The organism is Asaia sp. W19 (genome assembly GCF_003994335.1).
Classification (GTDB): Bacteria; Pseudomonadota; Alphaproteobacteria; order Acetobacterales; family Acetobacteraceae; genus Asaia.
Window position 1 is genome coordinate 160,417 of record NZ_PNQZ01000061.1, and the last position, 26,854, is coordinate 187,270.

Below are 26,854 nucleotides of genomic sequence, written 5' to 3' on the forward strand. Positions count from 1 at the left end.
TTTTCGAGGGGGGAGGAGGCAGTCCTCCCCGGCCGGAAACGGATCAGGGCCGGGCGCGGTCCTGGGAAGGACATGCCCGGTAGTCCGAAACAGGGCGGGCTGCGCCGCTCTGGGAGATGCGCGAGACCCTGTTTTCCGTTACGGCTGCAAACTCAGCTCAGCTTGAGAGCGACTGCCGAGGTCTTGCCGTTGCGTCCAACTTCGGTCTCGTAGGAGAGCGCCTGGCCGTCATTGAGGGAAGTGAGGTTGGCCTTCTCGACCGCCGAGATGTGCACGAACACATCGTCGCCACCGGCATCCGGCTTGATGAAGCCATAGCCCTTGGTGGAGTTGAACCATTTTACGGTGCCTGTTGCCATAACAAGGCTCCTTGATACCATGACGGCTACGCAGAAGAATTATGCGTGCAAACATGCTCCTGCGGGACTGGTCTTGGCGCCACATGCACCCGAACGCCCGGGCAAGAGCACCCGTCTTCACCCTGTATGGGCGCTCGCTCGACGCTCTGCAAGCGCCTCGCAGCATCAGTTTTCGCGAGCGACCAGTTTTGCGAGCGTTGCGAACTCCGCGATCGAAAGGGTTTCGGCGCGTCGCGTGGCGAGGATACCAGCTTTTTCGAGTAGGGCTTCCCCCCCGATTGGCCGGAGCGAAGCGCGCAGCATCTTGCGTCTCTGGCCGAAAGCCAGATGGGTGACATGCTCCATGGCCTTGAACAATATCGCAGAGGGCTGCTCGGCATGTGGCACGATGTCGACGACTGCGGAGTCCACCTTGGGCGGGGGCGAGAACGCACCGGGGGGGATTTTCATCACCATGGCGCAACTTGCGCACCATTGGGCGAGTACGCCCAGACGCCCATAGGCTCCGGTATCCGGCGCCGCACAGATACGTTCGGCTACCTCGAGCTGAAACATGAGCGTCATACGCTCCCAGGAGGCAGCCTGACGCAACCAGCCCACCAGAAGCGGCGTCCCGACGTTGTAAGGGAGATTCGCCACGATCTTGCGGGGTGCCGGGCAGAGCGTGGTGCAATCCAGTGCCATGGCATCGGCCCTGACCAGATTGAGCCGCCCCTCGGCATGGGCCGCAAGCTCATCGAGCAGAGGCCAGGCGCGCTGGTCGATCTCGACCGCATGGACTGCGACGGCCTTGGTGTCCAGCAGGGCGCGGGTCAGGCCGCCAGGGCCAGGCCCGATCTCGACGACGTGACGTCCCGCCATATCGCCGCCAAGTGCGGCGATCCGGGCCACGATGCCCGGATCGAGAAGAAAATGCTGTCCGAAGGACTTCTTGGCGTCGAGTCCATGTATGCGGATGGAGTCCCGCAGTGAGGGAAGGGTCATCCCTGGCCTGAGGCCTTCTTCCCGTGTGGCTTGGCCGGTGCGGTGTCGTCCTCGACCGCGGGCGCATCGTCCTTTTTGGCCGTGGCCGCCTTGTCGTCCTTTCGCATCTCGATGACCGAGCGGCGTTCCAGATCGCGTTCGAGCTGACGCGAGGCCTGCTCGACGCGCTCGTTCATGAGGCTGTCTGCAATCTCGCTGGGGCTCTGCTGGGCGATATTCTTCTGCCCTTTGGAGCATACGGCGAGAAGCGCGATGCCATCGCTGGAGACGAGCGGACGGCTGGACTGGCCCACAGGCAGATCCGAGAGAACCTGACGCATCTGCGGGTTCAGGCGCTCCAGAACCAGCTGGCCGCCCGGATCAGAGGGATGCTTTTCGCCGATGCTGCGGTTGAGTGCCTCCATGGCGTCACATCCATGAACCGACTGAGCTGCCGACGTCGCCTTCTGGAGAGTCAGCTTCTGCTGATCCGTCGGCTGCTGCGGATTGAGAGGCGAGGAGAAGGGGAAGAAAGCCTGGCGCACGGTGACCATGGTCACGTTCTGATGGCCGATCGTGCGCTTGCCATTGACCGTCACGATGACGTAGCCCCCCGCGACCTTGACCGGATTCGAGATGGCGCCGATGGGCATCTGGCGCACGATCTCGACCACTGGGGGGTCAAGACTGTCTTCCTGTACCCAGCCCATGGTGCCGCCATCAAGCGCGGTCTGGGCCTGCGAGAACTGTGCTGCCACGATCGGGAAGGGGGCACCGTTACGCAGCTGGGTAATGATCGTCTTGGTGAATTCGAGTTCCGTTTCCGAATGGCGTGGATCGGCAACGGGGATGAAGATTTCGCTCACATTGTACTGTGCTCGGCCTTCCTCGGCGCGCAGAGCCTCTTCGCGCTGCGTGATCTCGCGCGCGGTGATGCGGCCGCGGCCCGAGATTTCCTCACGCAGCACCTGCATCCACCCGATCTGCACCCGGATCTGGTCGATCAGCGTGGTGAGCGAAACGCCGTCCTGGGCCAGGCGGTCGCGCAGGGCATTCTTCGGCATGCCGTTGCGCGCTTCGATATTGTTGATGGCCTGGGCAATCTGCTGCGGCTCGACGTTGATGTGACGCTTGAGAATTTCCTGCGTCTTGATTCGTTCATCGACGAGCTGGCGAATGATCTGCGGGCGCAAACGCTGCATCAGGTCGGGGCTGATGTTCAGGCCGGTCGAGAGCGCAAACAGCTTGCCGCGGTTATCGACATCGCGTTCGGTCAGGACCTGCCCGTTGATCGTGCCCAGAATGGCATCCTCAGGCGGGATCGCGGCAGGGGACACGCTGCCATGGCCGGGGTGGGCACGCTGCGCATGATGAGCCGGCGCAGCCTGGGCCGAGAGGGCCGGCAGGGCCAGACAGGTGGCAAAACCCAGAAGCATCGCACGCATCGAGCGGGGCGTCCCGGTATGCGGGACAGCCCGAAGGAAGGGAGCGGAGAAGATCATTGCGCGTCCGTCAGCCATTGATTCCGAAGGTACCGATTGTCTTGAAGGTAAGGTTGAACAGCACGGTCGTGTTGCGCTGCTGACCACCGATCGAGGTATATTGCTTGATCGCAAGGATGTCCAAGCCGAAGCAGTCATTCGAATAGCCGATATCGCCACCGAGACTGACGAACTCGTGGCGCGACAGCGAGCGACGGCCGTAAACCGACGCGTGGTACTGCTTGTAGGCGGTCGAGAAGCCTGCCGTGACTTCATTGGTCGGGGTGTAATAGACCTGCGCCGGACCACTGACGCGGTAGTTTTCCGCGTAGAAGTAATAGGGCGTGACCGGCTCGTAGATATAGCCTGCATTGACGTGGAAAACCGGCACGCCGACGCTCACAAGCCCTTCGCCATAATCGAATTTCTTGCGCCAGGGATCGTAACGGCCACGGGCGGTCAGATCGAGATATTGATTGGGGCTCACCCGTACACGCGCCACGGGCGAGGAAAGATGGTGCGACAGGCCGGAATAGGGAATGCGGTTCTGGGTGATATGCTGCTGGATGCTTTCACCCACGAGGAAATCAACCGCATGGCCGCGCCACGTCCAGTTGCCGTGCACGCCGACATTACCGCGCAATCCGCCATCGAGACGGTCCGTACCGGTGTAGCGATTCAGGGAGAAAAGCGTGCTGTCGGTGAATTCGTATTGCAGCGAATCTTCATTCGGGATCATGCGCGTCGCGCTGTTGCCCATATTGGGGGCCGCAATGGCTTGAACGATCGGCTCGATGATCTGCGAGCCATGCCCATGGGCGAAGCTGCGCATGAACGGCCAGTTCATTTTCAGCGCTACAGTCGGGAGGACCCAGCCTGTCGTATGGGTGCCGGTCTCGGTGTAATAGAGCGGTTGTTCCGTCAGATGGCTGGCCTGATAGACCGTTGCATCGACGCGTGCGGTCAGGAGCCAGATTTGTCCCAGAACGTTATGAAAGGGGCGGTTCCAGTTCATCTGGATCTGCCCGCGCTGATCGCGCGTGCCCTGGGGGCGATAGACGTTGAAGTCGTTCGTATTCAGCGAGAATGTGCCGCCCAACGGGTCCGTCTCGGCCTGGAAGGCATAGGTGAAGCGCGGCAGGACGAAAGGCAGGTTCGAGTTGCGGATGACGCCCTGGTTCAGCCCCTGATAGAACTGACCGTCGAGACGCGCATAGGAGCCAACGCCGAAGCCGTCGATATAGGCGGTGGAGCTCAGCGTTTCATTGCCGTAACCGGTGATGCGATAGTCGCGCATGTAGTTGGCTGATGAGGCGAGATTCAGGTTTGCCCCTGCGCGCCAGTGCCGGTCGATATCGAATATTGCCGATCCGCGCACATAGCCCTGTATGCCGTTATCATTGGTACCACTGACAGTATTGCCGAACGTGTTGACGTAGCTGCCTTCCTTATGGGTGCTGTAGGCGATGCCGCCCGTCAGGTTCACCTTGCCGAAATTGAGCTGGTTTCGATACTGCCCACTGATCTGGGGCCCGGTGCGGGTCGAGACGAGACCCTGCACGGTCAGATCCTGCTGGTCGTCGATTGCCCAGAAATAGGGAATGGTGAAATAGGTGCCGAGATAGCGGTCATGCGGGTTGATGCCCGGCATGAGGAAGCCGCTCTGACGTTTCACACTCGGATCGGTCATCGAGAAGATCGGCAGATACATGATGGGTAGGCCGAACATGTCGAGATAGGCATGGCTGAACTCGATGCGCTGATGCTCGGCGTCCTGCGTCGCGTTATAGGCGCGCAACTGCCAGAACGGCGCGCGCGTCGGGTCCTTCGCGCAGATTTCGCAGGCCGTGTAGACGGCCTTGGCCATGTCGTTGATCTTGCCGTTGGTGCGCCTCATGCCATTCGCAGCAAGCTTGGCATTGTCTTCCATGCGCAGGAAAATGGCCCGCGCGATGCCGTCATGCATGCCGTTGCTGAGCTCGACATACTCAGCAAAACTCGTACTGCCATCGGGCTCGACCATGGCCACATGGCCCGTCGCGGTCATGACCCCGGTATTGCGGTCATAGACGATCTTGTCGGCGCGCAGGGCATGATCACCCTGCCAGACCTGCACATTGCCGGTCCAGGTCGCAACGCCGCTGCGCGTGTAGCTTTCCTGGTCAGCGAGATAGGTAACCGGATCAGATTGCGATGACGGCTTGCCAACGGCCACGCGCGGACCGGTCTGGCGCTGCATCGTGGCATCGGCCTCCGGGATCGTGCTGAAACTTGCGGTGCCGGCAAGCATGGACGCGGCCAGCCAGGACCTGCGCCTTCTCTGCGCAACGCGCCGTTTCGACATCAACCATCCTCCAGATGCAGAAGCAACGCTACTGCCAAGCATAGACCTGCGCCAGTTGGTGCCCAGGCCGCCATGACAGGCGGGAGGGCACCGGATTCACCAAACTGCGCTGCCACTTTCGAAATGGTGAACAACGCGAAACCCGCAGCGATTCCCGAGCCCAGCATACGTGCCACACCGCCGCGTCGCGTGGGACGCATCGAAAAGCCGGCCGAGACGAGCGCCATAGTACCGCACAGGATCGGAAGAGCTAACAGAGTCTGGAAGTGCAGTCGATGGCGTATGGATGAAAAACCGGACCGCTCGAGCAGATGGATGAAACCGGGCAAGGTCCAGACCGACAGCGTATCGGGAGACGAGAAACTCTGTTCGACGCGGGTCAGGGAGAGGTTGGTCGGCAGAAGGTAATCGCCGATCCGCACCGGCAGGTGGTTCGGCCGCACAGTCGCCGCATCCTCGAGTTTCCACGCTCCCTGCACGAGCTCCCCCCGCGGGGATTCGATGCGGATCACAAGCTGGTCGCGCGCGTCGAGACGAAAGACACTGATATCATTGATGCGCAACGCACCGTCTCGCAGGAACACGTGGCGGGCATGCAGAATGGCCACGCCCTTTGCGCCCTGTTCGTCATCGAGCTGGCGCAGCCACAGCGCGCCGCCATTGAGCGAGAGTGGGCCGCCTCCTGTCTTGAGATAGGCCTCATCCAGCAATTCCGCCTTGCGAAACATCGAGGAGGAAAGAGGCGAGAGCGCCATGGTGCCGAACGCGCCGAGCAGAATGGCGCAGGCCAGCGGGGCGGCCAGGAATTGCCAGGCTGAAATCCCGGCAGCGCGCGCCACGATCAGTTCGGACGAGCGAGTCAGGCGCCAGAAGCATACGATCCCGCCGAGCAGAATGCCGAAAGGCATGATCATGATCATGAAATAGGGCACATGCAGCCCCGCGATCTCGGTCACGAGGCTGGTGGGCACATCCGGCTTGGTCGCCACGCGGCGCAGCAGATCGATGAAGTCGAACAGTGAGACGAGCCCTGTCAGGGCCGCAATCATCGCCAGGGCGAAAAGCGTGAAGATGCGCGAGATATAGATCGACAGCGTGACCGACACGCCAGCGGATGACCCCTTGAGCAGGGAGAGGGGATTAAGCGCCATTCGATTTCCGCCTTCCGGCATTCAGGGCTTCGCGGCCGAAAATCCAGAACCCACATCCGATGGCGGGCAGGATGGCGACCAGCCAGAGAAGCGGGACGAGGGCAAGGTTACGCCCTGCGAGATTCTGGAGCATGAGCGACAGCGCCATGAGCCCGACAACGCTGAGAATGGCCGTCATGGGGCGCTTGATATTGCCATGGCGCGAAAAAGCGCCGCTCAGTACGGCCACGAGCGCGATCATGCTGAAGGACAATGTGGTCAGCGGTGCGGTCAGGCGGCGCCACCCTTCCACGGCAAATTTGCCCCAGTCGCGCTGCGAGACGTAGTTCGGGTCAGGGTGGAACAGTTCGGGCAGCGACATCTCGGCAGCATCGCGGTTTTCGCTTTCTGCCTGCTTGCTGCTCGAAAGGTCGATCGTGTTGCGTTGAAAAGTCAGCACGTTCAGCCGACCGGTATGATGGTCGATTTCCTGACGAGAACCGTTGAACAGGACCACGCGCGGCTGGTTGTCGATGACGACCATGTTGCCGCGCTCGGCAATGATCGTGGCGCGGGCTTCAGGCTGCCTGTCGTCTTCCACGAAGACGCCATGCATGACGCCGTCACGATCGCGTTTGCGCACATAGACGGTCATGTCCTTGGAGAGCTGCGCAAACACGCCGTCCTGCAGGAGAAACGCGGCCATGCGGTTGCGTATCTCGAATTCGTAGCGCCGGAACGCATGATAGGAGACGGGAACGAGCCAGAGATTGAGGATATACCCGAGAACAGTGGTAATCAGGGCGCAGGCCATGGCCGGTCGTGCCAGCTGGAACGGCGAGAGTCCGGCTGCCTGCATCACCGTAAGCTCGCGATCGCCCGACATGCGCTGATAGCCGAACAGGACAACAAGAAAGGTTGTGATGGGCAGGATCACCGCCAGAAAGGACGGGATCATGAGCGAGGTCAGCTGAAGGAACACACGCAGCGACAGGCCGCGATCAACGACCAGCGAGACGAAGCGCAGCGATTGCATCAGCCAGATCAGCGCGATGGCGCCGCTCGTGATCCCGACCAGCCCGAGAAAAAGCTGACGCAGGATATAGCGTTCGCGCAAGAGCAGGAAGGAACGGCGTTTGGGGCGTGAAGCCGACTCAGACATGGGTATTGCCCTTAGCGTTTCGCCAGACTTGCCGAAAGCTGCATCATGTTACGAAATCTGCGATCTAGCGCGGGTCGCGAAGCCAGCGATCGCCGCTATGCCGGCTATGGGCGACGAAAAAACCGGCCAGGAGCCCCACCACGGCGAAGGCGCCGGTCCAGAAAGAGGGGCGTATGAGCAGCAGGGACAGGGCGGGCGCTGCCACAACGCCGATCATCGTGCTGACAAGCGTCTCCTTGCGCGTGGGGCCGAAATGCCGTTCGGCATGACAATGCGGGCATTGCTCATCCGTGCGCTGCATTTTGCCGCGACATGCGGGACACAGCACGACCGAATCCTGCGCAGGGGGGCGTGGAACGGGCAGATAATTTCCTGTCAGGACGGATCGCTGACGGGGCAGGGGGGAGAGACGCACCATGGAGAGCACATGCCGCGAAGCACAGGGACGATGCAATATGAAAATGGACTTGAGGCTACGCGCCCTGTTTTGAACACAAAGGATGACTGCTTGCGGCGTGACATGGTTTTCATGCTCTTCCGGCTCATTCCAGAGGCGTTTTACCTTGGCGATACGACCGATGAGCCTGCGATGGTCCACGCAAGAAGACACGCGTCCACCGGTGCGAACGCCTGCCTCGTTCATCGGCAGAGGCATCGACACAACAGGCAGCCGCCTGCGCGAGGAGGCTTCACATGAAACCTTGCTCGGCGCGCAAGGGCATCGGGGCCGGTATTCTCGGTGCCGTGCTCGTTCTTGTCGCCGTGGGGGGCTTGGGGGCGTGGACTGGCCTGTTGCCTCCCGCCCGTGTCCTGTCCTTTTCGCCCGTGCGGCTCCCCTCCGATGCCTATATCTGGCAACGCGTGTGGAGCGACGCGCTGGTCCAGGCGATCAGGACAGCAGACCCAGCTCTGGAGAGGTGGCATGTGCTGGCCTCCGAGCGCGATCAGCGCGGGATCTGGCATGATGCACAGCTGACGGCCCCGCCTGACGGGACACTCGCGCAGGTTTTTGCGGCGCATCCCGTCCTTGCCGTCTTCCGGCTCAGCGGCCGTCGCGCCGATCTCGATCCTGCCGCATTCGCTGCGCATATCACCGCAATAGTAGCCGAATGGCGCTCTCTCGGGATCGTCGTGCAAGGGATCGAGCTCGATCATGACTGCGCGACGGCGCGGCTCGACGCCTATGCACGCTTCATCGCCGCACTGCGTCCGAGCCTGCCGCCGAAAACCGAGCTGTCGATCACGGCTCTCCCCGCCTGGCTCGGTTCGTCCGCGCTTCCCGAATTGCTCGGGGAGGCCGACAGCGCCGTGCTGCAACTCCATGCGGTACGCAACCCTGTCGAAGGGCTGTTCAGCCCGGTTCACGCGCGAAACGCGGCGTCTCTTTTCGGTCCGATCGCGGCCCGTACCCTGCGCTCGGGCCGGTGGTGGATTGCCCTGCCCAGCTATGGATCACGCATCCTTTGGGGGCAGGATGGCCAGGTCGCCGCAATAGAGAGCGAGGGGAGCCAGGGCATCGGCCCTGGTAACGGGCAAGAACTGATCGTTGCCCCGCGGCAGATTGCCGCCTTCATGCAGAGCATCGAGGCTCGCCCCCCGATCGGACTCGAAGGCTGGATCTGGTTCCGCCTGCCGGTTTCCGGCGACCGGCGCTCATGGAGCCTGGGATCGTGGTTGAGCCTCGTCCGGCACGAGCCGATCCGCGAGGCCATGACGCTTGAGGCTGCGCCGGCGGGCAAGGGGCTGTATCATATCATTGTCAGGAATACGGGAACGGTTGACGCCCTGCCGCCGCCCGTCCTTCATGTTACAAGTCCGTGCCGAGGGGCAGGGGCCCAGGGACCGTATCGTCTTGATTACGACCGTGCAGGGCTGTCTCTGACCCGTACGCAGACCAGTCTGCTCCCCGTCGGTCAATCGCTCATCGCCGCCTGGCTCAGCTGTCCGCAGGAGGAAGCGTCCATCCATGTCACGCCCTAATCAACTCTTCAGGCGACCGGTTTCCTTGTCGGGGATTGGGCGCAGGCGGGTGTCTCTGGTGGTCCTCGCTCTGGCCTCCACCACCATCGCGGCCGTCTTCGCCTGCGGACCCTTTTTCCCAGAGCAGCTTCTCGATGATCGCAAGAATACCCTTGCGAGCCTGCCCGAATTCTCTTTCTCCCGTGAAGTCACGCGCCTCATGCCGAGCACGCCTTCACCCGGCAAGAGAGCCGCTGACGCTGCCGATTCGTCAGCGGCGTCCGTGCTTTATGCGCGCGGGGCACGCGCCTATCGCGACCCCCAAAGCGAGGATCGGGGACTGTCGAGCTTTGATGCGATCGGCCCCTTGCCCGATGCAGGAACGGACAGCGTGCGAGTTAAGGCAGCCTTCATGAGTGGAAAGGTCCATGAAGCGCTTGCTTTTGTCGCTGGTCATGACACCGACGAGGAACTGGAGGACGCAGCTCGTGGCTTTGCCGCTACGCGGCAATTAGTCGCACAAGGCTGGAGCGATCCCGATGGCCTCGGCCCCGCTTCCTGGGGGGAAGAGGCGCGACTGGCGCTTCATGCACAAGGCAGGTTGTGTGGATGGACCGAGATGGTGCGGCACGATCCCTGCACGGAGGCCCTGACGAGCGCACAAATCGCCAAAGCGCTCACACTGTACACTCACCAGGCTGTGGCTGGAGCCTCCTCCGGAGTGGACTCGCTGAGCTTCCTCCTCGAATGGGTTTCTCGACATCCTGCGCAGCTTGAAGCGCTCGCGCAGGACAGCCTCGGGCGAGACTTGCTGAGCCTTTACGTGCTGGCTTACGATGATGGCAGCGCACCCGGTCATGCGGCCATGAAGGCGCTCGCACGTTCCGCCTCGGACATAAAAACCGGACCGGGGGGGAGGAATGCTCTTCTCGCACTTGCCGCCTACAGAATGGGCCAGTTCGATCTCGCCGCGCAGTTTGCTGGCGATGATCCTGCGCCTTATGCTGCCTGGGTACGGGCCAAGCTTGCCATGAGAGTCAATGATCTGCCAGGTGCCGCGCGTGCCTACGCTCAGGCTATCAAGGGTTTCCCGACAAATACCGCGTCTGGAGACCCGGTAATGGCATCGCGCATACGCAGCGAGAGCGGTATCCTCCAGCTGTCGCGGGGAGAATTCGTTCAGGCATTCATCGCCCTCTATGACGCGGCGCGAAGCGGAGGGGCCTCTGCTGACGGGGCCAGTGATGCCGCCTATCTCGCCGAACGGGTTCTTACGGTCGAGGAACTTCGTGCCGAAATCGACCGGGCCATTCCCGCCAGCCCCAAGCCGCCGCCGCCCCGCGAAGGCGATCTCCTTCCCGCGATCTCGCTAGGCGATACGATGCGCCAGATCCTGGCCCGCCGCATGGTCCGAGAGGGGCGTCTCGACGAATCTCTGGCCTATTTTCCCGAGGACGATGATCCGCGCTTTCGCTCCGAGAGCGAGGGGGGGCATGCGGTCGATCGGCCCTACCGCCAATGGGTGCGCGCCTATGCGAAGGCGCTTGCCGAGGCGCATTCGGGATGGACGCGTGTCAGTCGGGCGCGAGGATGGTTCGAGGCAGCGCGCATTGCACGCATCCATGGCATGGAGATCATGGGCACTGAGCAGGGGCCGGATTACACTGCCTATGAGGGCGCCTATGAGGGGGGTGCGGGACGGAGCTTGTATTCGAGCAATCCCCAGGATCCTCCGGAAGGCAGCCTGACGCGCCAACAGCGCGTCGATCGGGCGCTGAAGGGGCCATTCATCACGCCGGAAGAGCGCAAGCGCTATCAGGCCAGCGAGGTGGTGCCTTTTGCCCGATATCATTATCGATGGGTCGCGGTGGACTACGCCGAGAAAGCGGCAGATCTGCTGCCCCCGCGCTCCCAGGCCTTCGCCGCCGTGCTTTGTCAGGCCGCCTCGTGGCAAACGGACCGGACGCCGATTTTGTACGCGCGCTACCTCAAAGAGGGGGCACTCGTGCCTTTCGGACGCGATTTCGGCAATCGTTGTGAGATTGCTCCCGACTTCGAGGCCGCGCGTCATTACATGCTGCGTACGAAATGGCGTCATCTCCGCGATCGGATCGCCCGGTATCTCTGAGCGTCCGATGCGACGAAGCCTCAGCGCTCCTGGTCGTGCTCGCCCGTTGCGATACGCGCCTCGACGGCAAGCCGCCACGGGGCATCGGCGGGGGCCGCATCGAGCGCCTTGCGGTACAAAGCGAGGCTGTCCGCAGAGATATGGCCGTCCCGCTGTGTCTGTAACTCCGCAATCTGAACTGCGAGCTCGGGGATGAAGCGTATGGCCAGCGCCTGTCGATAGGCCCGAAGGGCCTCATCGATCCTGTCCATATGTTCGTCCACCTGTCCCAGAAGCACGGATTGACGCACATAATCGGGGTCGTCTGGCGACATGGAAGCGACCTGGCGGGCCAGCTTGTCGAACAGGGCCTGCATTTCGGCTGTGACCGCAGGGCGCGTCGACTGATGGGGTTGCGGTGGCAGGGACGGATGTCCGTTGACCAGATAGAGCGCAAAGCCGAAGGCGGGCAGAAACAGGAGGAGAAGGAAAAGGCGTTTCTTCTCGCTCCGTGTCGTCATCTTTCGCTCGACGATCGTGTCGGCGGATAGAATGCGCCTCTGGATTTCCAGCTCGGCATGGGCGCGTTCGGCTTCCGCAATCAGTCCGGCCGCGCGATCACGTTCCAGATCGCGCAATTGCTCCCGATAGAGGGTGAGGGCCGAATGGCGCGCGCTCACAGGGAGGGGCGCCTGTCCACGGCGCCAGAACAGGGCCAGGAGGGGCGACAGACTGATCAGCGTGACAAGAAGGAAGCCTGAAACACTCACTGGCTGTCCTCCCCCTCACGCAGCAATTGCGCCAGACGCCTTTGCTCGGCAGCGTTGAGTGTCTCCCCCATCCCGGCGGGAAGGGCCCGACGCCGCATCATGAGTGCGGCAGCCACAAGACCAGCCATCAGGGCCAGAGCCGGCATCGCCCAGAGGAGCAGCGTCGCAGCCGAGAGACCAGGGCGCAGACGGATGAATTCGCCATAGCGTTGGGTCATCCAGGCCATGATTTGTGGGTCGCTCTCCCCCGCTGCCACGCGCTGTCGCACGACATGGCGCAGGTCGCGCGCGAGCTCTGCGCTGCTGTCTTCGATGGACTCATTCTGGCAGACGAGGCAGCGGAGCTGCGCGCCAATCGCTTCGGCGCGTTTCTCCTGCACCGGGTCAGACAGCTTTTCGCCGGGGTCGTCCAGGGCAAAAGAGGGCGGCGCCAAAGCAGGAAGAGCGCAGGCAGTAAGGACGATCATCAGGGTGACAAGCGAGCGGGCGCGTATCATCATCGGCCCCCTGCCAAAGGACGGATCTCGCGCTCGAATACCCCTTCATCGAGGGCAGCGGCGCCATGCCAGGCAATATGACCGCCGGGCAGGATAAGAAAGCTCTCGGGCACACCGCTCACGCCCCAGTCAATGGCCGTCATGCCGCTCTGATCGCGCGCCAGACGGCTGTAGGGGGAGCCATCACGCGTCACGAAGCGCTCAGTGTCTTCAGGCCGATCTTTATAGGCAATGCCCCAGATCGGGATCTGGCGCCCGATGACTCTCAGGGCTGCCATTTCGGTCACGCAGGGAATGCACCACGACGCAAAGAAATTGATCAGCACCGGTACGGGACTGGCTTTGAGCGCAGCGGCGTCAAAGCCGGGCTCTCTGTCCGATAGACCCGCGAGCGCGAAATCGGGCACGAGGCGCGCCTGGGAATCAAGCCTGATGGCGCGCGGATCGAACTGGCCCGTCTGCATGGAAGCGAGCATTTTCCAGCATCCTGCGCCCACCAGTCCGGCTCCCGCCACCGGCAGGGCCATCAGGAGGCGACGCCGTGTCGGAACGCTCATGACCCTCTTCCTTCACGCATAGGGGGGGCGCGGCGCGGCTTCATGGGCGCACCGAAACGATGGCGTCGGTCGGAGAGGGAAAGACCGCCCCCGAGAGCCATGATGACGCCGCCGAGCCAGATCCAGGGTGCGAGCGGGTTGTCATGGAGACGCAGCACGTAGCGGGCATCTTGCCCGCTCCCATGGGCCTCGCCCAGAGCGGCGTAGAGGTCGCGCATCAGATTGGTCCGTATGGCGACATCGGTTGTGACCTGATGCTGGCTCACAAAGTCGCGGCGCGAGGGATGAAGCGTGGCGAGCACCTGCCCATGGCGCGAGACCATCAGGTCTGCGACCAGAGCCTTGTAGTTCGGTCCACGCTCCTGCCGAACCGCCAGGAGGGACCAGTCCAGATTTCCCTGATGCAGCGTCTGACCGATGCCGATCTCCACCACGTCATGCCTGGCCTGTGACATGCCGGTCAGGCCGAGAACCGTCACACCGACCCCGATATGGGCGATGGCGCTTCCCCACACGGCGCGGGGCAGGTGTCGGCCGCGCCGGCTCAGGCCGATCAGAGACGCACGCCATCCCGCGTGACGATCGACGCGGGCACCGAGCCGCGTGGCCAGATCGGTCAGACTGGCGAGAATGACCCACAGAGCGGCGGCGGCGCAGAGCGCGGGCAGGATGCCATCGAGCAGCATCAGACCGCCTAGCAGGGCCAGCCCTGCCACGAGGGCGGCCAGCCAAAGTCGGTGCAGCAGGGGCGAAAGACTGCCACGCTTCCAGGGGAGCATGGTGCCGACTGCCATGACGATCAGAAGTGGCAGGGCAAGCGGGATGGTTGTTGCGTCGAAAAACGGCTTGCCGACCGAGAGCGTACGGCCTGTGAGGATCTGCATGAAAGGCGGATACATGGTGCCCGTCACCACTACTGCGCAGAGCGCGCAGAGCAGGATGTTGTTGAGTACCAGGCCGCCCTCGCGCGAGAGGGGCGCGAACATTCCTCCTGCGCTCAGGGAAGGGGCACGCCAGGCGAAAAGCAGGAGCGAACCGCCAATGACAATGCCCAGCAGCGCGAGAATGAACACGCCACGCGCCGGGTCGTTCGCGAAGGCATGGACCGAATTCAGAATGCCTGACCGCACCAGAAAAGTCCCTGAGAGCGAGAAGGAAAAAGAGGCGATGGCGAGCAGAACCGTCCAGATTCGCAGGGCGTCGCGTTTTTCCACCACGATCGCGGAATGAACGAGCGCCGTGCCGGTCAGCCAGGGGATCAGGGACGCATTTTCGACCGGATCCCAGAACCAGTAGCCACCCCAGCCGAGTACGTAATACGACCACCACGATCCCATGGCGATGCCGAGCGTGAGAAAGCACCAGGCGGCTACGGCCCAGGGACGTACCCAGCGCCCCCAGGCGGCATCGACACGCCCCTCGATCAGGGCGGCAACCGCAAAGGCAAACGGGACGGCGAAGCCGACATAGCCGGTGTAAAGAACGGGGGGATGAAAGGCGAGGCCGGGATCCTGCAGGAGCGGGTTCATGCCCTGCCCGTCGGGCGGCGCGGGCCAGACCCTGTCGAAAGGGTCGGAGGTCAGAAGGCAGAAGAGCTGGAATCCGGTTGAAACGCCGCCAAGAACGGCCAGAACGCGCGCCTTGAGCACAAGGGGCAGGCCTCGTCCAAGCAAGGCGACAGCCCCGCCACACAGAGCGAGAATCAGTGCCCAGAGAAGCACCGATCCCTCGTGGTTTCCCCAGACGCCGGTGATCTTGTACCGCAGCGGCTTGCTCAAGGCTGAGTTGGCCGCGACATTCTGCACCGAAAAATCATCCTCGATGGCGCAGACAATCAGGCACAAAAAGGCATAGAGCAGTGCCAGAAACTGGGCGCAGGCCAGGCTGGGGGCCAGATCCAGCAGAAAACGCCGTGCGCGCGCTGCCCCCCAAAGGGGCAGGACAAACTGCGCGAGTGCGAGAACACAGGCGAGAGCGAGCGCATAATGCCCTGACTCGGCACTGAAGAGTTCGATCATGGTGTGGTCGAAGCTCTGGTTGAAGCTCTGGCCGGAGCTCTGGCGGAGGCCGCTCCCGGGATGGGCTGGGGATTTACCGCCTCACTGCGTGTCATGCTGTTCAGGCTCTCGCTAGACGGAGGCTTGCCGAAACGCGGGTCCCATTTGCCGCTGCGCTGCAATGCCTCGGCGACCTCCTTTGGCATATAGGTCTCGTCATGTTTGGCGAGTACTTCGGATGCGGCAAAATCCTTGCCGGGAGCATAGGTGCCAAGGGCCACCACGCTCTGCCCTTCCCGAAAGAGATCCGGCAATATGCCTTCGAAACGTACCTCCAGGGCCGCCTGACCGTCTGTCACCTGAAACAGATTGACCGGGCGCTGGCCATCGAGTGTGCGGCGCAATGACCCGGCCACGACCATGCCGCCCAGCCGGACCATACGATCGCCCGGTGGGGGAGATTTCAGAATCTGCGAAGGCGCCATGAAAAACACGATGCTTGAAGAAAATGCATTCAGCACGAGCGCCGTCGCGACGGCGAAGCAGGCGAGGCAACTCATGACGAGCCAGAGGCGTCTCGTCTTGCGGGTCATGCGGCGTCTGGGCCGGGCAGGGAGTGCGTTCATCAGGGGCGCAATTCCGAGGCCGACCGGGCTTCCAGCAGCGTCAGAACGCGCCGTGCGCGACGCAGGCGCCAGATGAGAGAGAGGCTGAGCGCGGACAGCGCCGTCAGCGTGATGCTGTAGGAGGCCGCGATATAGGGCAGATGGGTCATGCGCCGCGTTCCCTGCGCTGCGTGCGTGTCATCATCTGCTGGGCGCGGGTCTCGAGTACGGAGGCGGTCACGCGTCCCACGACGAGGGCCGCGAAACCCAATGTGAATCCCGTCATGCACAGGGCCAGAGGCAGCAGCATCGAGAGCGCCATGGAAGGGGCGTGAGTCAGGGTAATGCTGTCCGGCTGATGCAGCGTATTCCACCAGCTCACACTGAACTTGATGATCGGCAGGTCGATCACACCGGCCAGGGCAAGCACGGATGCTGCGCGATAGCCGCGTTGCGGGTCGTCAAAGGCCTGAATGAGCGCGATATGGCCCAGATACAGGAAAAACAGCACCAGAACCGAGGTCAGTCTGGCGTCCCATACCCACCATGTACCCCACATGGGCTTGCCCCAGAGCGAGCCGGTGATCAGGCAGAGCGCTGTGACCACGGCACCGATCGGGCCAATCTCGACCGCAGCCAGATCGGCCAGAGGATGCTTCCAGACCAGAGAAAGCACGCCACAGACAGCCAGAGCCGCGTAACCGGAAGAGGCAAGGATGGCCATGGGGACGTGCAGATACATGATCCGCACGGCGTCGCCCTGCTGCCAGTCAGCCGGTGCAACGAACAGCGACCAGGCCAGTCCGATGGCCAGAAACACGACGGCGCCGATAGAGAGAAGGGGCAAGAGCCAGCGTGAGAGGCGCAGAAACCGACCGGGATTGGCAAAGCGATGCAGGAGCGACCCATTCATGTCTCGTCCCGCCATGATCTGTCGCGTGGCTTTCGTCACTCTTGGCCTCTCTCCCCTGGCATCCGGGCATGGTATAGCCCGTGAATGGCTCCATCCGATGAAGGTTTTTTGATCGAAAGCCGTCCTGATACGGCATACCGCTCGGAGAGGGGAAGCGTGAAGGGGCAGTTTGTTCCGATAAGCGCAACAGGCTTGACCGATAACAGAGGGTCGTCGATGCAGTACTGGTTGATTAAATCCGAACCTGAGACCTTTTCGTGGCAGCAGCAGGTTACGAACAAGGTCGAGCCCTGGACCGGTGTGCGTAACTATCAGGCGCGCAATAACCTGTCTGCCATGCGCTGCGGCGATCTTGCGTTCTTCTATCACTCGGTCTCTGAAAAGCAGATCGTCGGTGTGGTTGAGATCGTGCGGGAGGCTTATCCCGACCCGACAGCCGAAGGCGGTAAATGGGTCTGCGTGGACGTGGCGGCGCGGGGTGCTTTCGCCGCGCCGGTTTCGCTTGCAACGATCAAGGCGGATCCCGCTCTGTCTGAAATGGCGCTCCTGCGTCAGTCGCGTCTGTCCGTCGCGCCTGTCACCGCGGCGGAATGGGCACATCTCTGCCATATCGGCCACTGGGATAAGCCCTGAGCATCATTTCAATTATCCATCCGGGCCTGAGGCTGGGCCTGGGCCTGAGTCTGTGCCTGGGTCTGAGCCTATGGCCTGCCTGTCATAACCACCTGAGCGAGGGTGGAGGCAATGCGGGCCGGGTCATCCGGCCGCAGCGTGGCAAAGCCTATGACCAGCCCCTCTGTCGCCGCGTCCAAGCAAAGTGCCGAGAGGCGTCCGACGCGATAGCCCGTCTGGGCGAGCGCGGTCATGCACGCCTCTTCACGCCCTGCTACCAGCAGGCGTAGCCCCAGTTGAACGCCTCCGCGCGGGGGGAGAACCTGCAGGAAAGGAAGTGAAGAAAGCGCCTCATGGAGCGCGAGGCCGCGTTGCTGATACAGCCGCGAGATACGGCGCAGATGCAGGCGGTAATGCCCGGAATTCATAAGCTCCGCCAAGGCCAGCTGCCCATGGAGATTGGCCGCATATCCCAGATTGCGGTGCGCTGCCCGCAGGGGGGCGATGAGCGCCGGTGGCACGACCATCCAGCCGAGCCTGAGTCCCGGCAAGAGCGTCTTGGAGGCAGAGCCCAGATAGACGCATTCCTCCCCCGATCCATGCGCTGCGAGAGACGCGATCTCGCGCCCATGCCACAGGAATTCGCTGTCATAGTCGTCCTCAAGAATGAGGGAGCCTTGCGCGCGGGCCCGCTCCAGCAGGGCGAGCCGCCGCGTCAGATCCATACGTCCCCCAAGCGGATACTGGTTGGACGGCGTGATGTAGATGAGCTTTGCCTCAGGGGGGAGTTGCGCCGGATCGAGCCCCCCGGCATCGACCGGCACGGGGTGGATCATGGCACCGGCCGCCTGGAAGGCCGCCCGTGCCCCGAGATAACCGGGATTTTCCAGCGCCACGCTCATGCCCGGATCAAGCATCGTCTGAGCGATCAGGTTGAGGGAGGCCTGCGTGCCCGGCGTTATCAGGATCTGCTCGGACGAGACCTGAAGCCCCCTGTCGCTGGCCAGTCGCGCACATAGCGCAGCGCGCAGCGCGCGCGCGCCATGATAACCGCCATAACAGGCCTCCTCCCCGTGAGACTGACGGGCATGACGGCGCAAAATCTGGCCCCAGAGATCGGCGGGGAAGCGCCCCTCATCGGGGAGGCCGGGTGACAGCCGTCCTTGCGGGATTGTGTAGCTGCTTGTCCGAGGATCACGCGCGAGAACATGTCCGCGCGTCGAGAGTGCAGGCACAGTGTCGGCGGCCTGTTTCACCTTTCGGGGGGTGGGAAGGCATACGACCGGGCGGCTGCCCGCGCGCATGGTAATGAGCCCTTCCGCACGCAGAAGATCATAGGCCGTCGAGATCGTGCTGCGTGAGAGCCCAAGCCCATCAGCGGCCTGACGTGTGGAGGGCATCATGTCGCCCTCGGCCAGCCGGCCCGCGCGTATTGCGGCGCTGATCGCGGCGAAAACCTGGGCAGGGAGAGAGAGGTCGGCGCCTGGCTCCGGTTGTACGATGGCGGGCAGATAAACTGGCATGAACAAACATCCTGAAACCGGCTCTCGATTCATTCCAGTTCGGAGCGTAGCAGGGGGAACGTCAAGCGAAAACCGTCTGGCTGAGAGGACACGCGACATGGTTCCCGATTTTGCCAAAGCCCGTCAGGGCAAGCGCGCGCATTATGACGAGGAGACGGTTCACGCCATCCTCGATACCGGCCTTGTGGGGCATGTCGGCTTTGTGGCGCAGGAGCGCCCCATGGTCATGCCCATGGCGTATGCACGTGCGGGGAGCATCCTCTACCTTCACGGGGCATCCAAGACACGACTCATGGGTCTGGATGGGCAGAAGATGTGTGTGACCGTTACCCAGTTGACGGGAATCGTGGTCGCCCGTTCGTCTCTCCACCATTCGGTGAATTATCGATGCGCTGTGGTCCATGGCACAGCCCGCAAGGTGACGGATGCAGAGCATCTGCAGGCACTGAACGCGATCACCGATCATTTGCTGCCGGGGCGGAGCACGGAGCTGCGGGCCATGACCGCCAATGAGCTCAAGGCCACGGGGGTGATCGCGCTCGATATTGAGGCGGCCAGCGCGAAGATTCGCACCGGCCCACCGGTCGAGGATGATGCCGATCTGCCGTCTGCGCTTTGGGGCGGCGTCGTGCCGGTGGTTACAGCGCTTGGGACCGGTATTCAGGACGCGCACACGCCAGAGGGTGCCTTGCCCCCGCTCTCGATACGCAAGGCACAGGCACGATTCATTGCCTAATTGCGGAGCCTGATCTCCCAAAGCCCGCCCCGGAGTGGCGACGATGGCTGCCTCCGCTCAGGAGGGTTCTCGCCGGGAACATACCAGGCGCTCAACTTTCTGGCTCGGACGGGCGCGGTTATGTGCCTTTCCGGAGGTTGGGCGGCATGTTCACGGGCGTGATGATCTGTACGGGGCTTGGGCGTGTCAGGAGGCTGGGTGGTCGCAGGCGATTGGCCTCGATCAGGATCTGGCAGGCCTGCAGCATATCTGCTCCCAGATCGTGATGGAGTACGGCGGTGATGGTCCCCTCCGTCAGGAGTGCCTGATTGTCGCGATCCAGGTCATGCGCGATAAAAACCGCTGGCTGTCGGCCGCATCGTTCGAGCGCTTTTGCGATGGCGCGGTTTCCGCCGCCGATGGAATAGATACCTTCGATCTCTGGATGGGTTTTCAGGCAGTGCTCCACCAGATCATAGGTCTGCCAGTCGAGGCCTCGTCCTTCACCCAGGGACAGAACAGAAAGATGGGGCGCACGCTCAGCCAAGGCCCGACGAAATCCCACCTCCCGCTCTTCCTCGCCCAGGAAACGATAGCTTGAAATCACCACGAGAACCGCCTTGCCCGTATGGATCGGGGCATGCATCCATCCCGAGATGAGCCAGGCTGCGGTGGCACCGGCAGCCTGATTATCCATGCCGACATAAGCATGGCGCGGCGTGTCCGGGAGGTCGGTCACAAGCGTCAGGACCGGGATCCTTGCATCGGCGCAGGCCCGTATCTCGGCCCGGATGGCGGGATGGTCGGGCGCTTTGAGGAGGACCCCGTTCGAGCCGCGCCTGCGCAGTCGCGCCAGAATTGAGGCTATTTCCTCTCCTGTAGCCGTTTCGCCCAGATGGGCGCGCACGCGCATGGCGACGGGCATGAGCGCGGCGAGCTGGGATTCGAGCGCGGCATGCACCGCACTGGAAAAACGGTTCGGGGCTTCCATGACGAGATCGATGACCAGGCGGCTGCCGTGAAGCGAAGCTTCGAGCGTCTGGCGGGAGAGCTCTTCGATTGCCTGATGCACTCGGCGTCGCGTGGCTGTTCGCACCCCGGCCCTGTCATGCAGAACCCTATCGACCGTTGCCAGCCCGACGCCGGCTTGCCGGGCGATGTCCTTGAGAGGATGCGCGTAGGACATGAGCCGCTCCTTGAGGTGTTTCTGAGGTATTTTAGCTCTGTTGGATACATGACGAAACGGTAATCTGCGGCTGTCGATCGCGTTAGAGAGTTCGGGCGAGGCGCTGCGAGCCGAAAGCGACGAACAAACCGGAGATGCGAAGGTGAAAGCTGATAATCTCTCAGTATTGCGAGTGAGCCGGAACTGGTATTCACCCGAATGCGCGACACTCGAAGAGTTGAAGATCCTGACCGAGCAGCGTGTGACGTTGCGTGATTACCCGCTGGCGGCCGATATCGGCGGCGGCCAGGTGCCTATCTACGATTGCACGGCCCTGAGGCGTCTCGCCGCGCTGGAGGATGGGCGCCGCATGATCATGGCCGAATGGCTCGAGGTGCTGAAGGATGGGCCGGGGATCGTGGTGCTCAAACAGGCCTTCGATGACAGCGAGGCACTGGATCATGTCTCGGTCCAGTTCGACAAGCTGATTGCCAACCAGAAGCGCAACGGCCAGGAATCCGGCGATCATTTCGCCAAGGCGGGCGCGAATGACCGCATCTGGAATGCGCTCGAAAAACTCTGCCTTTTCGACCCTGAAGGTTTCGCGCGCTATTATGCCAATGACATGATTGCGCTTGTCAGCGAGGCCTGGCTGGGCCCTGCTTATCAGATCACCTCGCAGGTGAACGTGGTCAATCCCGGCGGCGAGGCCCAGATCGTGCATCGTGATTATCATCTGGGGTTTCAATCGGCCGAGCAGGTGAGCCGTTATCCGGCTCATGTACACGGCCTATCCCCTTTTCTGACCCTGCAGGGTGCTGTCGCGCATTGCGATATGCCGGTTGAGAGCGGGCCCACGCTCTACAGGCCTTTCACCCAGAAATACGGCCCCGGTTATCTCGCTACCCAAAGTCCGGAAATCAGGGAGTGGTTTGCGTCCAACCATTTGCAATTGCCGCTGCAGAAAGGGGATGCGGTATTCTTCAGTCCCGCCTTGTTTCACGCAGCGGGGTCGAACCAGTCACGGTCGATCCGGCGCATGGCCAATCTGTTGCAGATTTCCTCGGCTTTTGGGCGCGCCATGGAGGCGATGGATCGGGCACGCATGGCGCGTACCCTTTTCCCGGTGCTCAGCAAAATGAAGGCCATGCACGCCCTGTCCGCCTGCGCCATCGACCGGGTCATTGCGGCGAGCGCTGAGGGCTATGCCTTCCCGACCAACCTGGATCGTGACCCACCGATCGGCGGGCTCGCTCCCCAGAGCCAGCAGGCCCTGTTTCGCGTCGCTCTGGAGGAGGGATGGGACCCGGCGCGCTTCGATGCCGCCCTGAGCGAAAGGGTGCGATGCACTCAGACCTGAATCTGTCGGGATACAGGCTGCGGAAGCGGGCTACTCCTCCACGCGTCCACCGCCTGCCTCACTGCCACGGCGCCAATATCCGGCGGCGCGTATCTGGCTGCGGGGCACGGCCTCCTCATGGATCAGATAGTCGCGAAGCGTACGCACGGTGTCGATCTCCGCAGCAATCCAGACATGAAGATCGCGCACCGGGGGAAGGACAACAAGACGCAGCAGATCCTGCAAGGTTGTGATGGTATCGGGCTGGCAGCGATGGATTTCGGTCCAGGCATGGCTCACCAGCGGATAGCTGCGCTCTGTTTCACGTGTATCGAGCAGGACGACAGCACGCTTGCCCGGGGGGAGTCCTTCTAGCGCACGGGCGATGGCGGGTAGGGCAGTATCGTCACCGATCAGCAGATGATGGGTGCAGCTATCCGGTGCGATGTGCGAGGCCTTCGGGCCCCCCATGCCGAGTTGCTGCCCCGGTTTGGCCGCCGCGGCCCAGCGCGTGGCGGGCCCTTCCTCATGCAGCACGAAATCGATGATCAGCGTGCCGTCTTCGGGGTCGAAGCGCCGGGGCGTGTAGTCGCGTGCGATGATCCTGGTGTCGCGCAGAGCTTCGCGTCCGGCCTCGGGGCGGAAATCCGGCAGGATGGGATAGGTCTCACCGGGTTGGGGAAAGAAGAGTTTGACGTGATCATCGGGGCCAGCCGTGATGAAGTCCTTCAGATCTTCGCCGGTGAAGACGATGCGCTGCATCGAGCTGCTGAGAGGAATGACCTGCGCTACGGTGATGAGGCGCAGGCGCAGGGCATGGCGGATTTTGGTCGGGATATGGCGGGGCTGAGTCATGATTCGGCCTTGCCCATGATTTCCGAGGCAGCGCGCATGAGGATGGCGGCCACGCGGCGGGCTTCGGCAGGGCTGCTGCCGCGCTTCTGGTAGAGCGCCGATTTCAGCATGTGGCGGGCCTTGTGCAGCCCGTCGGCAGCCTCGGGATCGATGTCGTGCAGCCCTGCAAATGCTTCGCGCACCTCGCTCATGCGTGCCCCGATGCGCGCGAGAATCTCGAGGATACGCTCGGCTTCAGCGCGATTAGTGTCCAGCTGCGCCTTGCCGGAGGCGGTGAGCGCATAGAGCTTGCGCGTACCCTCCTGGGTGACATCCGCTTGGCCGATCTCCTCAAGATAGGTCAGGGCCGGATAGACCATGCCGGGGCTCGGTTTGTAGAAGCCATTCGAGCGCTCTTCGAGGCGGCGGATGATTTCGTACCCGTGGGCCGGGCTTTCCTCCAGCAGCGCCATGATGACCAGTTGCAGCTCTTCAGCGCTGAGTTTGCGCCCTCCCGGAATATCCCCACCACGATGGCGACCGAACCGACCACCAAAACGGGAAGAATGCCCTGCACCAAAGCCGTCATGGCGGCTGAAGGCATGGCGAAGCGAATGACGAAAGAACATGATGTATCTCCTGCTATATCTTAAGACTGTACTATCGTAAGATATAACACAAGATTTTTATGCCGTGATCTGATGCATCGTCCGAAGGGAGGTCGAATGATATCGCGCTCGAACTCCGGTCAAGCTACGGGACCCTATGGCCGAAAAGGCGACCCTCCCTCGGGGTGAGGGAGGGGGAGAAGGTCTCAGGCGGCCCAGACGGTCTTGATATTCATGAACTCGTGCAGCCCGAGCTCGGTCAGCTCCCGGCCATAGCCGCTCGCCTTGACGCCACCAATGGGCAGGGCTGGGTCCGAGGCGGTAATGCGATTGATGAACACCCCGCCCGACTCGATACGACGTGCCAGGCTTTGGGCCCGAGTCGCATCCTGCGTCCAGAGGCTCGCACCAAGCCCATAGGCGCTGTCATTGGCCAGAGCGACCGCGTGATCGGCGTCCCTCGCGGTGATGAGACAGGCAACCGGACCGAAGAGCTCTTCGCGGAAGGCGGTCATCTGGGGCGTTACGCCTGTCAGCACCGTCGGGGCATACCAGGCGCCGGGTCGGCTGATCGGTTCGCCGCCCAAGGCGAGCTTCGCCCCCTCTGCCAGGCTGCGCCGGACCTGTTCATGCAGTCCGTCGCGTAGATCGCTGCGGGCCATGGGCCCAATGAAGGCATGTTCCTCCATAGGATCTTCGAGAGCCAGCGCACGTGCCCTGGCCATGAATCTCTCGGTGAAGGCCTCGGCAATCGGGGCTTCGAGAATGATACGCTTCGCCGCGATGCAAACCTGACCGCAATTCGCAAAGCGTGCCGTGATGGCCGAGTCGACTGCCTTGTCGAGATCGGCATCGGCCAGCACGATGAACGGATCGGAGCCGCCGAGTTCGAGCAAGGATTTCTTGCCGTTATGCCCGGCAATCCCGGCGATGATGCGCCCGGCTCGCACGCTTCCGGTGACCGTCACCCCAGTGATGCGCGGATCGGCAATGATCTGTGCTGTCTGCTCACGGGACAGATTGGCGCTCATGAAGACGTCATCGAGGTCGCAGTCACGCGCGATCTCGTTCAGGATCAGCCCGCAGCCCAGCGTACATTCCGCTGGTTTCACGAGAAAGGCGTTGCCACCCACCAAAATCGGCACCGCGGCGCGCATAATCTGCCAGTAGGGGAAATTCCACGGCATAACGGCCAGAACAATGCCGGTCGGATCGTAACTCAGATGAGCCTCCCCAGTCGGCACGGCCATCGGCTTGTCACGCAGCAGAGCGGGGGCGTGTTTGCCGTACCAGTCGATGACTGCGGCGCATTTCTCGATTTCTGCCCTGGCCGAGGTGAGTGTCTTGCCCATTTCCTGCGTGGCAAGACGTGCCAGTTCCTCCTTGCGCTCACGCAACTGCGTGGCGAACCGGTGCAGCAGGTCAAGCCGCGCGCCGAGGGTCTTGCCGCGCCAAGCCGCGAAGCCTTTATCGAGGCGTGCCAGTGCGTCCTCGGCTGCGGCTTCGCTCAGGAAAGGATAATGGGCCAGTGTCTCGCCATTGGCCGGGTTGACAGTCGTAATGCCACCATAAGGATGAGGGCTGGTCATGATCACTACCTCTGGTTGTTATTCCATGAAGCGGTATTGGCCGCATCGGATTGGGCAACGACATCGGTCTGGCCGTTCCCGGGGGACCCGGCATAATTCCTGTAGGCCGAGTTTTCATAGGGTGGCCGAACGGGTGCGTTGAATTTCACGGGCCATCCAAGGAACGAAAAATGCGACGGGGCCTCACTGGGGGCCGCGGTGCTCTGACTGGCTTCCGGCGCGGGCAGACCGAGTGCCGGATGGGTACGCACCGTGTATGAGTAGCCACGCAGGGAAGAGTCGAAATCCTCGGTCACGGTGTAGCCATGGGGCGGGGGCGGCGCACCTCCATCGGGGAGGGCGACCTTCTCCACAGGGGTCAGAGGATGATCCATGGCGCGCATCTGGGCGGCCGGGTCAGCGAAAGCCGGGGCTCCCCAACTGGCAAGGGTGGTGCCAATCAGGGCGAGCACGCCGCGCGAGGGAGGGGATGTAGCGATGGACGTGAAACGGGTCTTGGGCATGGTCATGCTCCTGCTGCGGTCACCGTCATCCTAACCGGGCTGCGTCTGTTTCGTTCTGTCATGTCGTTGTAGGATGTAAAAAAACCGGTACGGGCACAATATTTGGTGACTGCCGGTGTCGTCAGGCGTTGCGCCAGACAGAACAGACCCTTCCCAGGCCTCGAAGCGAGGCCGAACGTTCAGGGAGAACAGAATATCATGGCCCCAGCGAATGGCTCGACGATCCCCGGTATGGGCGAGATCGCTCCTCTCGCGCTCGATGGCGAGTCCCTTGCGCAGCTTCAGTCCGCCCTGGCCAAGGTTGAGCATGGGCGTGGCGTTCTTGTGAGGCTGGCCGACCTCATGGGAGGCGCTGTAGGGCAGGCAACACGCCTTGGCATGCAGGGACTCGGGATGGCTCCGACCATCCAGGCCAAATTGCAGGGCCTGGCCGAGGCTTCGATCGCCCGTGCCTTCGATATCGCCATTCTGGGCATGGCACAGGAGAACACGACCAAGGCGCCAAAATGGCGCGACCCTGCTGCTCAGGCTGCTGTCGCCGTTTCGGGCGCGCTCGGCGGATTCGGCGGGGTTGTCGGACTCATGCCCGATATCGGTTTCACCACGCTCACGATCATGCGCGAGATCGCGCGCATAGCCCGCGAGGAGGGAGAAGATCTCTCCAGCGATGATACGCGGCGCGCTTGCCTGGAAGTCTTCGCCCTGAAAGGGTTCATGGCGGGGGGCAATGCGGAAGAGAGCGAGCTTGGCTTCTTCTCGGCGCGTGCGCTCATGCGTGGCAAGCCGATCGTGCTGCTGATCGCCGAGGTGGCCTCGCATTACGGAATCGGGCTCTCCCGCAAATTCGCGCTTCAGATGGTACCGGTCGCGGGGGCCCTGTGCGGGGCCTCGCTCAACGCTGCGTTCCTCTCGCATTATCGGGCTCTGGCGCGCGCGCAGTTCACCATACGGCGTCTGGAGCGCCAGCACGGGCCTATTGTGCGCGATACCGCCGCCCATATGCGCCAGACCGGCACGGCCGACGCTCAGGCCTGATACCCTGGCCTGAGACACCCTGGCCTGAGACCTTGGCCTCAATCTCCTCCGGCGCGGGAAGAGACCGAGGCGCAGTCACATTGGGCG

At 62.6% G+C, this 26,854-nt stretch carries 26 protein-coding genes; 6 read left to right on the plus strand and 20 right to left on the minus strand.

Annotated elements, in window-relative coordinates; genetic code table 11:
- Positions 1 to 152: 152 nt before the first annotated feature.
- From C0V97_RS11870 to C0V97_RS18700, 7 genes are all read right to left on the minus strand, one after another.
- Positions 153 to 359: a cold-shock protein gene (locus tag C0V97_RS11870; RefSeq protein WP_127102796.1), complete on the minus strand. Its 207-nt coding sequence runs from the start codon at positions 357 to 359 to the stop codon at positions 153 to 155.
- Positions 360 to 524: 165 nt separating this feature from the next.
- Positions 525 to 1,343, minus strand: coding sequence for a 16S rRNA (adenine(1518)-N(6)/adenine(1519)-N(6))-dimethyltransferase RsmA (gene rsmA, locus C0V97_RS11875; protein WP_127102797.1), 819 nt, complete (start codon positions 1,341 to 1,343; stop codon positions 525 to 527).
- Complete coding sequence (locus tag C0V97_RS11880; protein WP_127102910.1) at positions 1,340 to 2,767, minus strand: peptidylprolyl isomerase; 1,428 nt, start codon at positions 2,765 to 2,767, stop codon at positions 1,340 to 1,342. The genes rsmA and C0V97_RS11880 overlap by 4 nt, the downstream gene beginning before the upstream one ends.
- A gap of 67 nt (positions 2,768 to 2,834) precedes the next feature.
- Positions 2,835 to 5,147: an LPS-assembly protein LptD gene (locus C0V97_RS11885; RefSeq protein WP_127102798.1), complete on the minus strand. Its 2,313-nt coding sequence runs from the start codon at positions 5,145 to 5,147 to the stop codon at positions 2,835 to 2,837.
- Positions 5,147 to 6,298 carry an LPS export ABC transporter permease LptG gene (gene lptG, locus C0V97_RS11890; protein ID WP_127102799.1) on the minus strand — a complete coding sequence of 384 codons (1,152 nt, stop codon included), beginning with the start codon at positions 6,296 to 6,298 and terminating at the stop codon, positions 5,147 to 5,149. The genes C0V97_RS11885 and lptG overlap by 1 nt, the downstream gene beginning before the upstream one ends.
- Positions 6,288 to 7,439 carry an LPS export ABC transporter permease LptF gene (gene lptF / locus C0V97_RS11895; RefSeq protein ID WP_127102800.1) on the minus strand — a complete coding sequence of 384 codons (1,152 nt, stop codon included), beginning with the start codon at positions 7,437 to 7,439 and terminating at the stop codon, positions 6,288 to 6,290. The genes lptG and lptF overlap by 11 nt, the downstream gene beginning before the upstream one ends.
- A 64-nt stretch (positions 7,440 to 7,503) precedes the next feature.
- Positions 7,504 to 8,100 carry a hypothetical protein gene (locus C0V97_RS18700; protein WP_233582126.1) on the minus strand — a complete coding sequence of 199 codons (597 nt, stop codon included), beginning with the start codon at positions 8,098 to 8,100 and terminating at the stop codon, positions 7,504 to 7,506.
- Positions 8,101 to 8,132: 32 nt separating this feature from the next.
- On the opposite strand from C0V97_RS18700, the gene C0V97_RS11905 reads away from it, so the two are divergent.
- Both C0V97_RS11905 and C0V97_RS11910 read left to right on the plus strand, forming a co-directional pair.
- Positions 8,133 to 9,419, plus strand: a complete 1,287-nt coding sequence (locus C0V97_RS11905) for a DUF3142 domain-containing protein (RefSeq protein WP_127102801.1) — start codon at positions 8,133 to 8,135, stop codon at positions 9,417 to 9,419.
- Positions 9,406 to 11,526, plus strand: a complete 2,121-nt coding sequence (locus C0V97_RS11910) for a hypothetical protein (RefSeq protein ID WP_127102802.1) — start codon at positions 9,406 to 9,408, stop codon at positions 11,524 to 11,526. Before C0V97_RS11905 ends, C0V97_RS11910 begins: the two co-directional genes overlap by 14 nt.
- 20 nt (positions 11,527 to 11,546) lie before the next feature.
- On the opposite strand, the gene ccmI is transcribed toward C0V97_RS11910, so the two are convergent.
- The 7 genes from ccmI to C0V97_RS11945 are packed head-to-tail and all read right to left on the minus strand — an operon-like array spanning position 11,547 to position 16,859.
- Positions 11,547 to 12,275 carry a c-type cytochrome biogenesis protein CcmI gene (ccmI, locus tag C0V97_RS11915; RefSeq protein ID WP_127102803.1) on the minus strand — a complete coding sequence of 243 codons (729 nt, stop codon included), beginning with the start codon at positions 12,273 to 12,275 and terminating at the stop codon, positions 11,547 to 11,549.
- Positions 12,272 to 12,742, minus strand: coding sequence for a cytochrome c-type biogenesis protein (locus tag C0V97_RS11920; protein ID WP_233582139.1), 471 nt, complete (start codon positions 12,740 to 12,742; stop codon positions 12,272 to 12,274). The genes ccmI and C0V97_RS11920 overlap by 4 nt, the downstream gene beginning before the upstream one ends.
- A gap of 29 nt (positions 12,743 to 12,771) precedes the next feature.
- Positions 12,772 to 13,329 carry a redoxin domain-containing protein gene (locus C0V97_RS11925; RefSeq protein ID WP_127102805.1) on the minus strand — a complete coding sequence of 186 codons (558 nt, stop codon included), beginning with the start codon at positions 13,327 to 13,329 and terminating at the stop codon, positions 12,772 to 12,774.
- The gene (locus C0V97_RS11930) at positions 13,326 to 15,347 is read right to left on the minus strand and encodes a heme lyase CcmF/NrfE family subunit (protein WP_127102806.1); all 2,022 of its coding nucleotides are present in this window, start codon (positions 15,345 to 15,347) and stop codon (positions 13,326 to 13,328) included. Before C0V97_RS11930 ends, C0V97_RS11925 begins: the two co-directional genes overlap by 4 nt.
- The gene (ccmE, locus tag C0V97_RS11935; protein ID WP_127102912.1) at positions 15,344 to 15,919 is read right to left on the minus strand and encodes a cytochrome c maturation protein CcmE; all 576 of its coding nucleotides are present in this window, start codon (positions 15,917 to 15,919) and stop codon (positions 15,344 to 15,346) included. The genes C0V97_RS11930 and ccmE overlap by 4 nt, the downstream gene beginning before the upstream one ends.
- Before the next feature lie 32 nt (positions 15,920 to 15,951).
- Positions 15,952 to 16,101, minus strand: coding sequence for a heme exporter protein CcmD (locus tag C0V97_RS11940; RefSeq protein WP_127102807.1), 150 nt, complete (start codon positions 16,099 to 16,101; stop codon positions 15,952 to 15,954).
- Positions 16,098 to 16,859, minus strand: coding sequence for a heme ABC transporter permease (locus C0V97_RS11945; protein WP_127102913.1), 762 nt, complete (start codon positions 16,857 to 16,859; stop codon positions 16,098 to 16,100). Before C0V97_RS11945 ends, C0V97_RS11940 begins: the two co-directional genes overlap by 4 nt.
- 201 nt (positions 16,860 to 17,060) lie before the next feature.
- Between C0V97_RS11945 and C0V97_RS11950 the strand changes: the two genes are divergently transcribed.
- Positions 17,061 to 17,477: an EVE domain-containing protein gene (locus tag C0V97_RS11950; RefSeq protein ID WP_127102808.1), complete on the plus strand. Its 417-nt coding sequence runs from the start codon at positions 17,061 to 17,063 to the stop codon at positions 17,475 to 17,477.
- A 68-nt stretch (positions 17,478 to 17,545) separates the two neighbouring features.
- Here C0V97_RS11950 and C0V97_RS11955 read toward each other — a convergent pair whose 3' ends face one another.
- On the minus strand, positions 17,546 to 18,979 hold the full coding sequence (locus tag C0V97_RS11955) for a PLP-dependent aminotransferase family protein (protein ID WP_158625408.1): 1,434 nt from the start codon (positions 18,977 to 18,979) through the stop codon (positions 17,546 to 17,548).
- Positions 18,980 to 19,076: 97 nt separating this feature from the next.
- Here C0V97_RS11955 and C0V97_RS11960 point away from each other — a divergent pair, with 97 nt between their 5' ends.
- Entirely contained in the window at positions 19,077 to 19,715 is a 639-nt protein-coding gene (locus C0V97_RS11960; protein WP_127102810.1) for a pyridoxamine 5'-phosphate oxidase family protein, read from the plus strand.
- A 118-nt stretch (positions 19,716 to 19,833) separates the two neighbouring features.
- On the opposite strand, the gene C0V97_RS11965 is transcribed toward C0V97_RS11960, so the two are convergent.
- Positions 19,834 to 20,880, minus strand: coding sequence for a LacI family DNA-binding transcriptional regulator (locus C0V97_RS11965; protein ID WP_127102811.1), 1,047 nt, complete (start codon positions 20,878 to 20,880; stop codon positions 19,834 to 19,836).
- Between the two features lie 142 nt (positions 20,881 to 21,022).
- Between C0V97_RS11965 and C0V97_RS11970 the strand changes: the two genes are divergently transcribed.
- Positions 21,023 to 22,219 carry a phytanoyl-CoA dioxygenase family protein gene (locus C0V97_RS11970; RefSeq protein WP_127102812.1) on the plus strand — a complete coding sequence of 399 codons (1,197 nt, stop codon included), beginning with the start codon at positions 21,023 to 21,025 and terminating at the stop codon, positions 22,217 to 22,219.
- A gap of 30 nt (positions 22,220 to 22,249) precedes the next feature.
- Here the strand turns inward: C0V97_RS11970 and C0V97_RS11975 are convergent, their stop codons facing one another.
- The 4 genes from C0V97_RS11975 to C0V97_RS11990 form a co-directional block, all read right to left on the minus strand.
- Positions 22,250 to 23,053, minus strand: coding sequence for a siderophore-interacting protein (locus C0V97_RS11975; RefSeq protein ID WP_233582127.1), 804 nt, complete (start codon positions 23,051 to 23,053; stop codon positions 22,250 to 22,252).
- Entirely contained in the window at positions 23,050 to 23,661 is a 612-nt protein-coding gene (locus C0V97_RS11980; RefSeq protein ID WP_127102813.1) for a PadR family transcriptional regulator, read from the minus strand. The genes C0V97_RS11975 and C0V97_RS11980 overlap by 4 nt, the downstream gene beginning before the upstream one ends.
- A 185-nt stretch (positions 23,662 to 23,846) precedes the next feature.
- Positions 23,847 to 25,229, minus strand: a complete 1,383-nt coding sequence (locus tag C0V97_RS11985; protein WP_127102814.1) for an NAD-dependent succinate-semialdehyde dehydrogenase — start codon at positions 25,227 to 25,229, stop codon at positions 23,847 to 23,849.
- 5 nt (positions 25,230 to 25,234) lie between these two features.
- The gene (locus tag C0V97_RS11990; RefSeq protein ID WP_127102815.1) at positions 25,235 to 25,732 is read right to left on the minus strand and encodes a hypothetical protein; all 498 of its coding nucleotides are present in this window, start codon (positions 25,730 to 25,732) and stop codon (positions 25,235 to 25,237) included.
- A 198-nt stretch (positions 25,733 to 25,930) separates the two neighbouring features.
- Here C0V97_RS11990 and C0V97_RS11995 point away from each other — a divergent pair, with 198 nt between their 5' ends.
- A complete protein-coding gene (locus C0V97_RS11995) occupies positions 25,931 to 26,767 on the plus strand; it encodes an EcsC family protein (RefSeq protein ID WP_127102816.1) in 837 nt (278 codons plus the stop codon).
- Positions 26,768 to 26,854 lie beyond the last annotated feature (87 nt).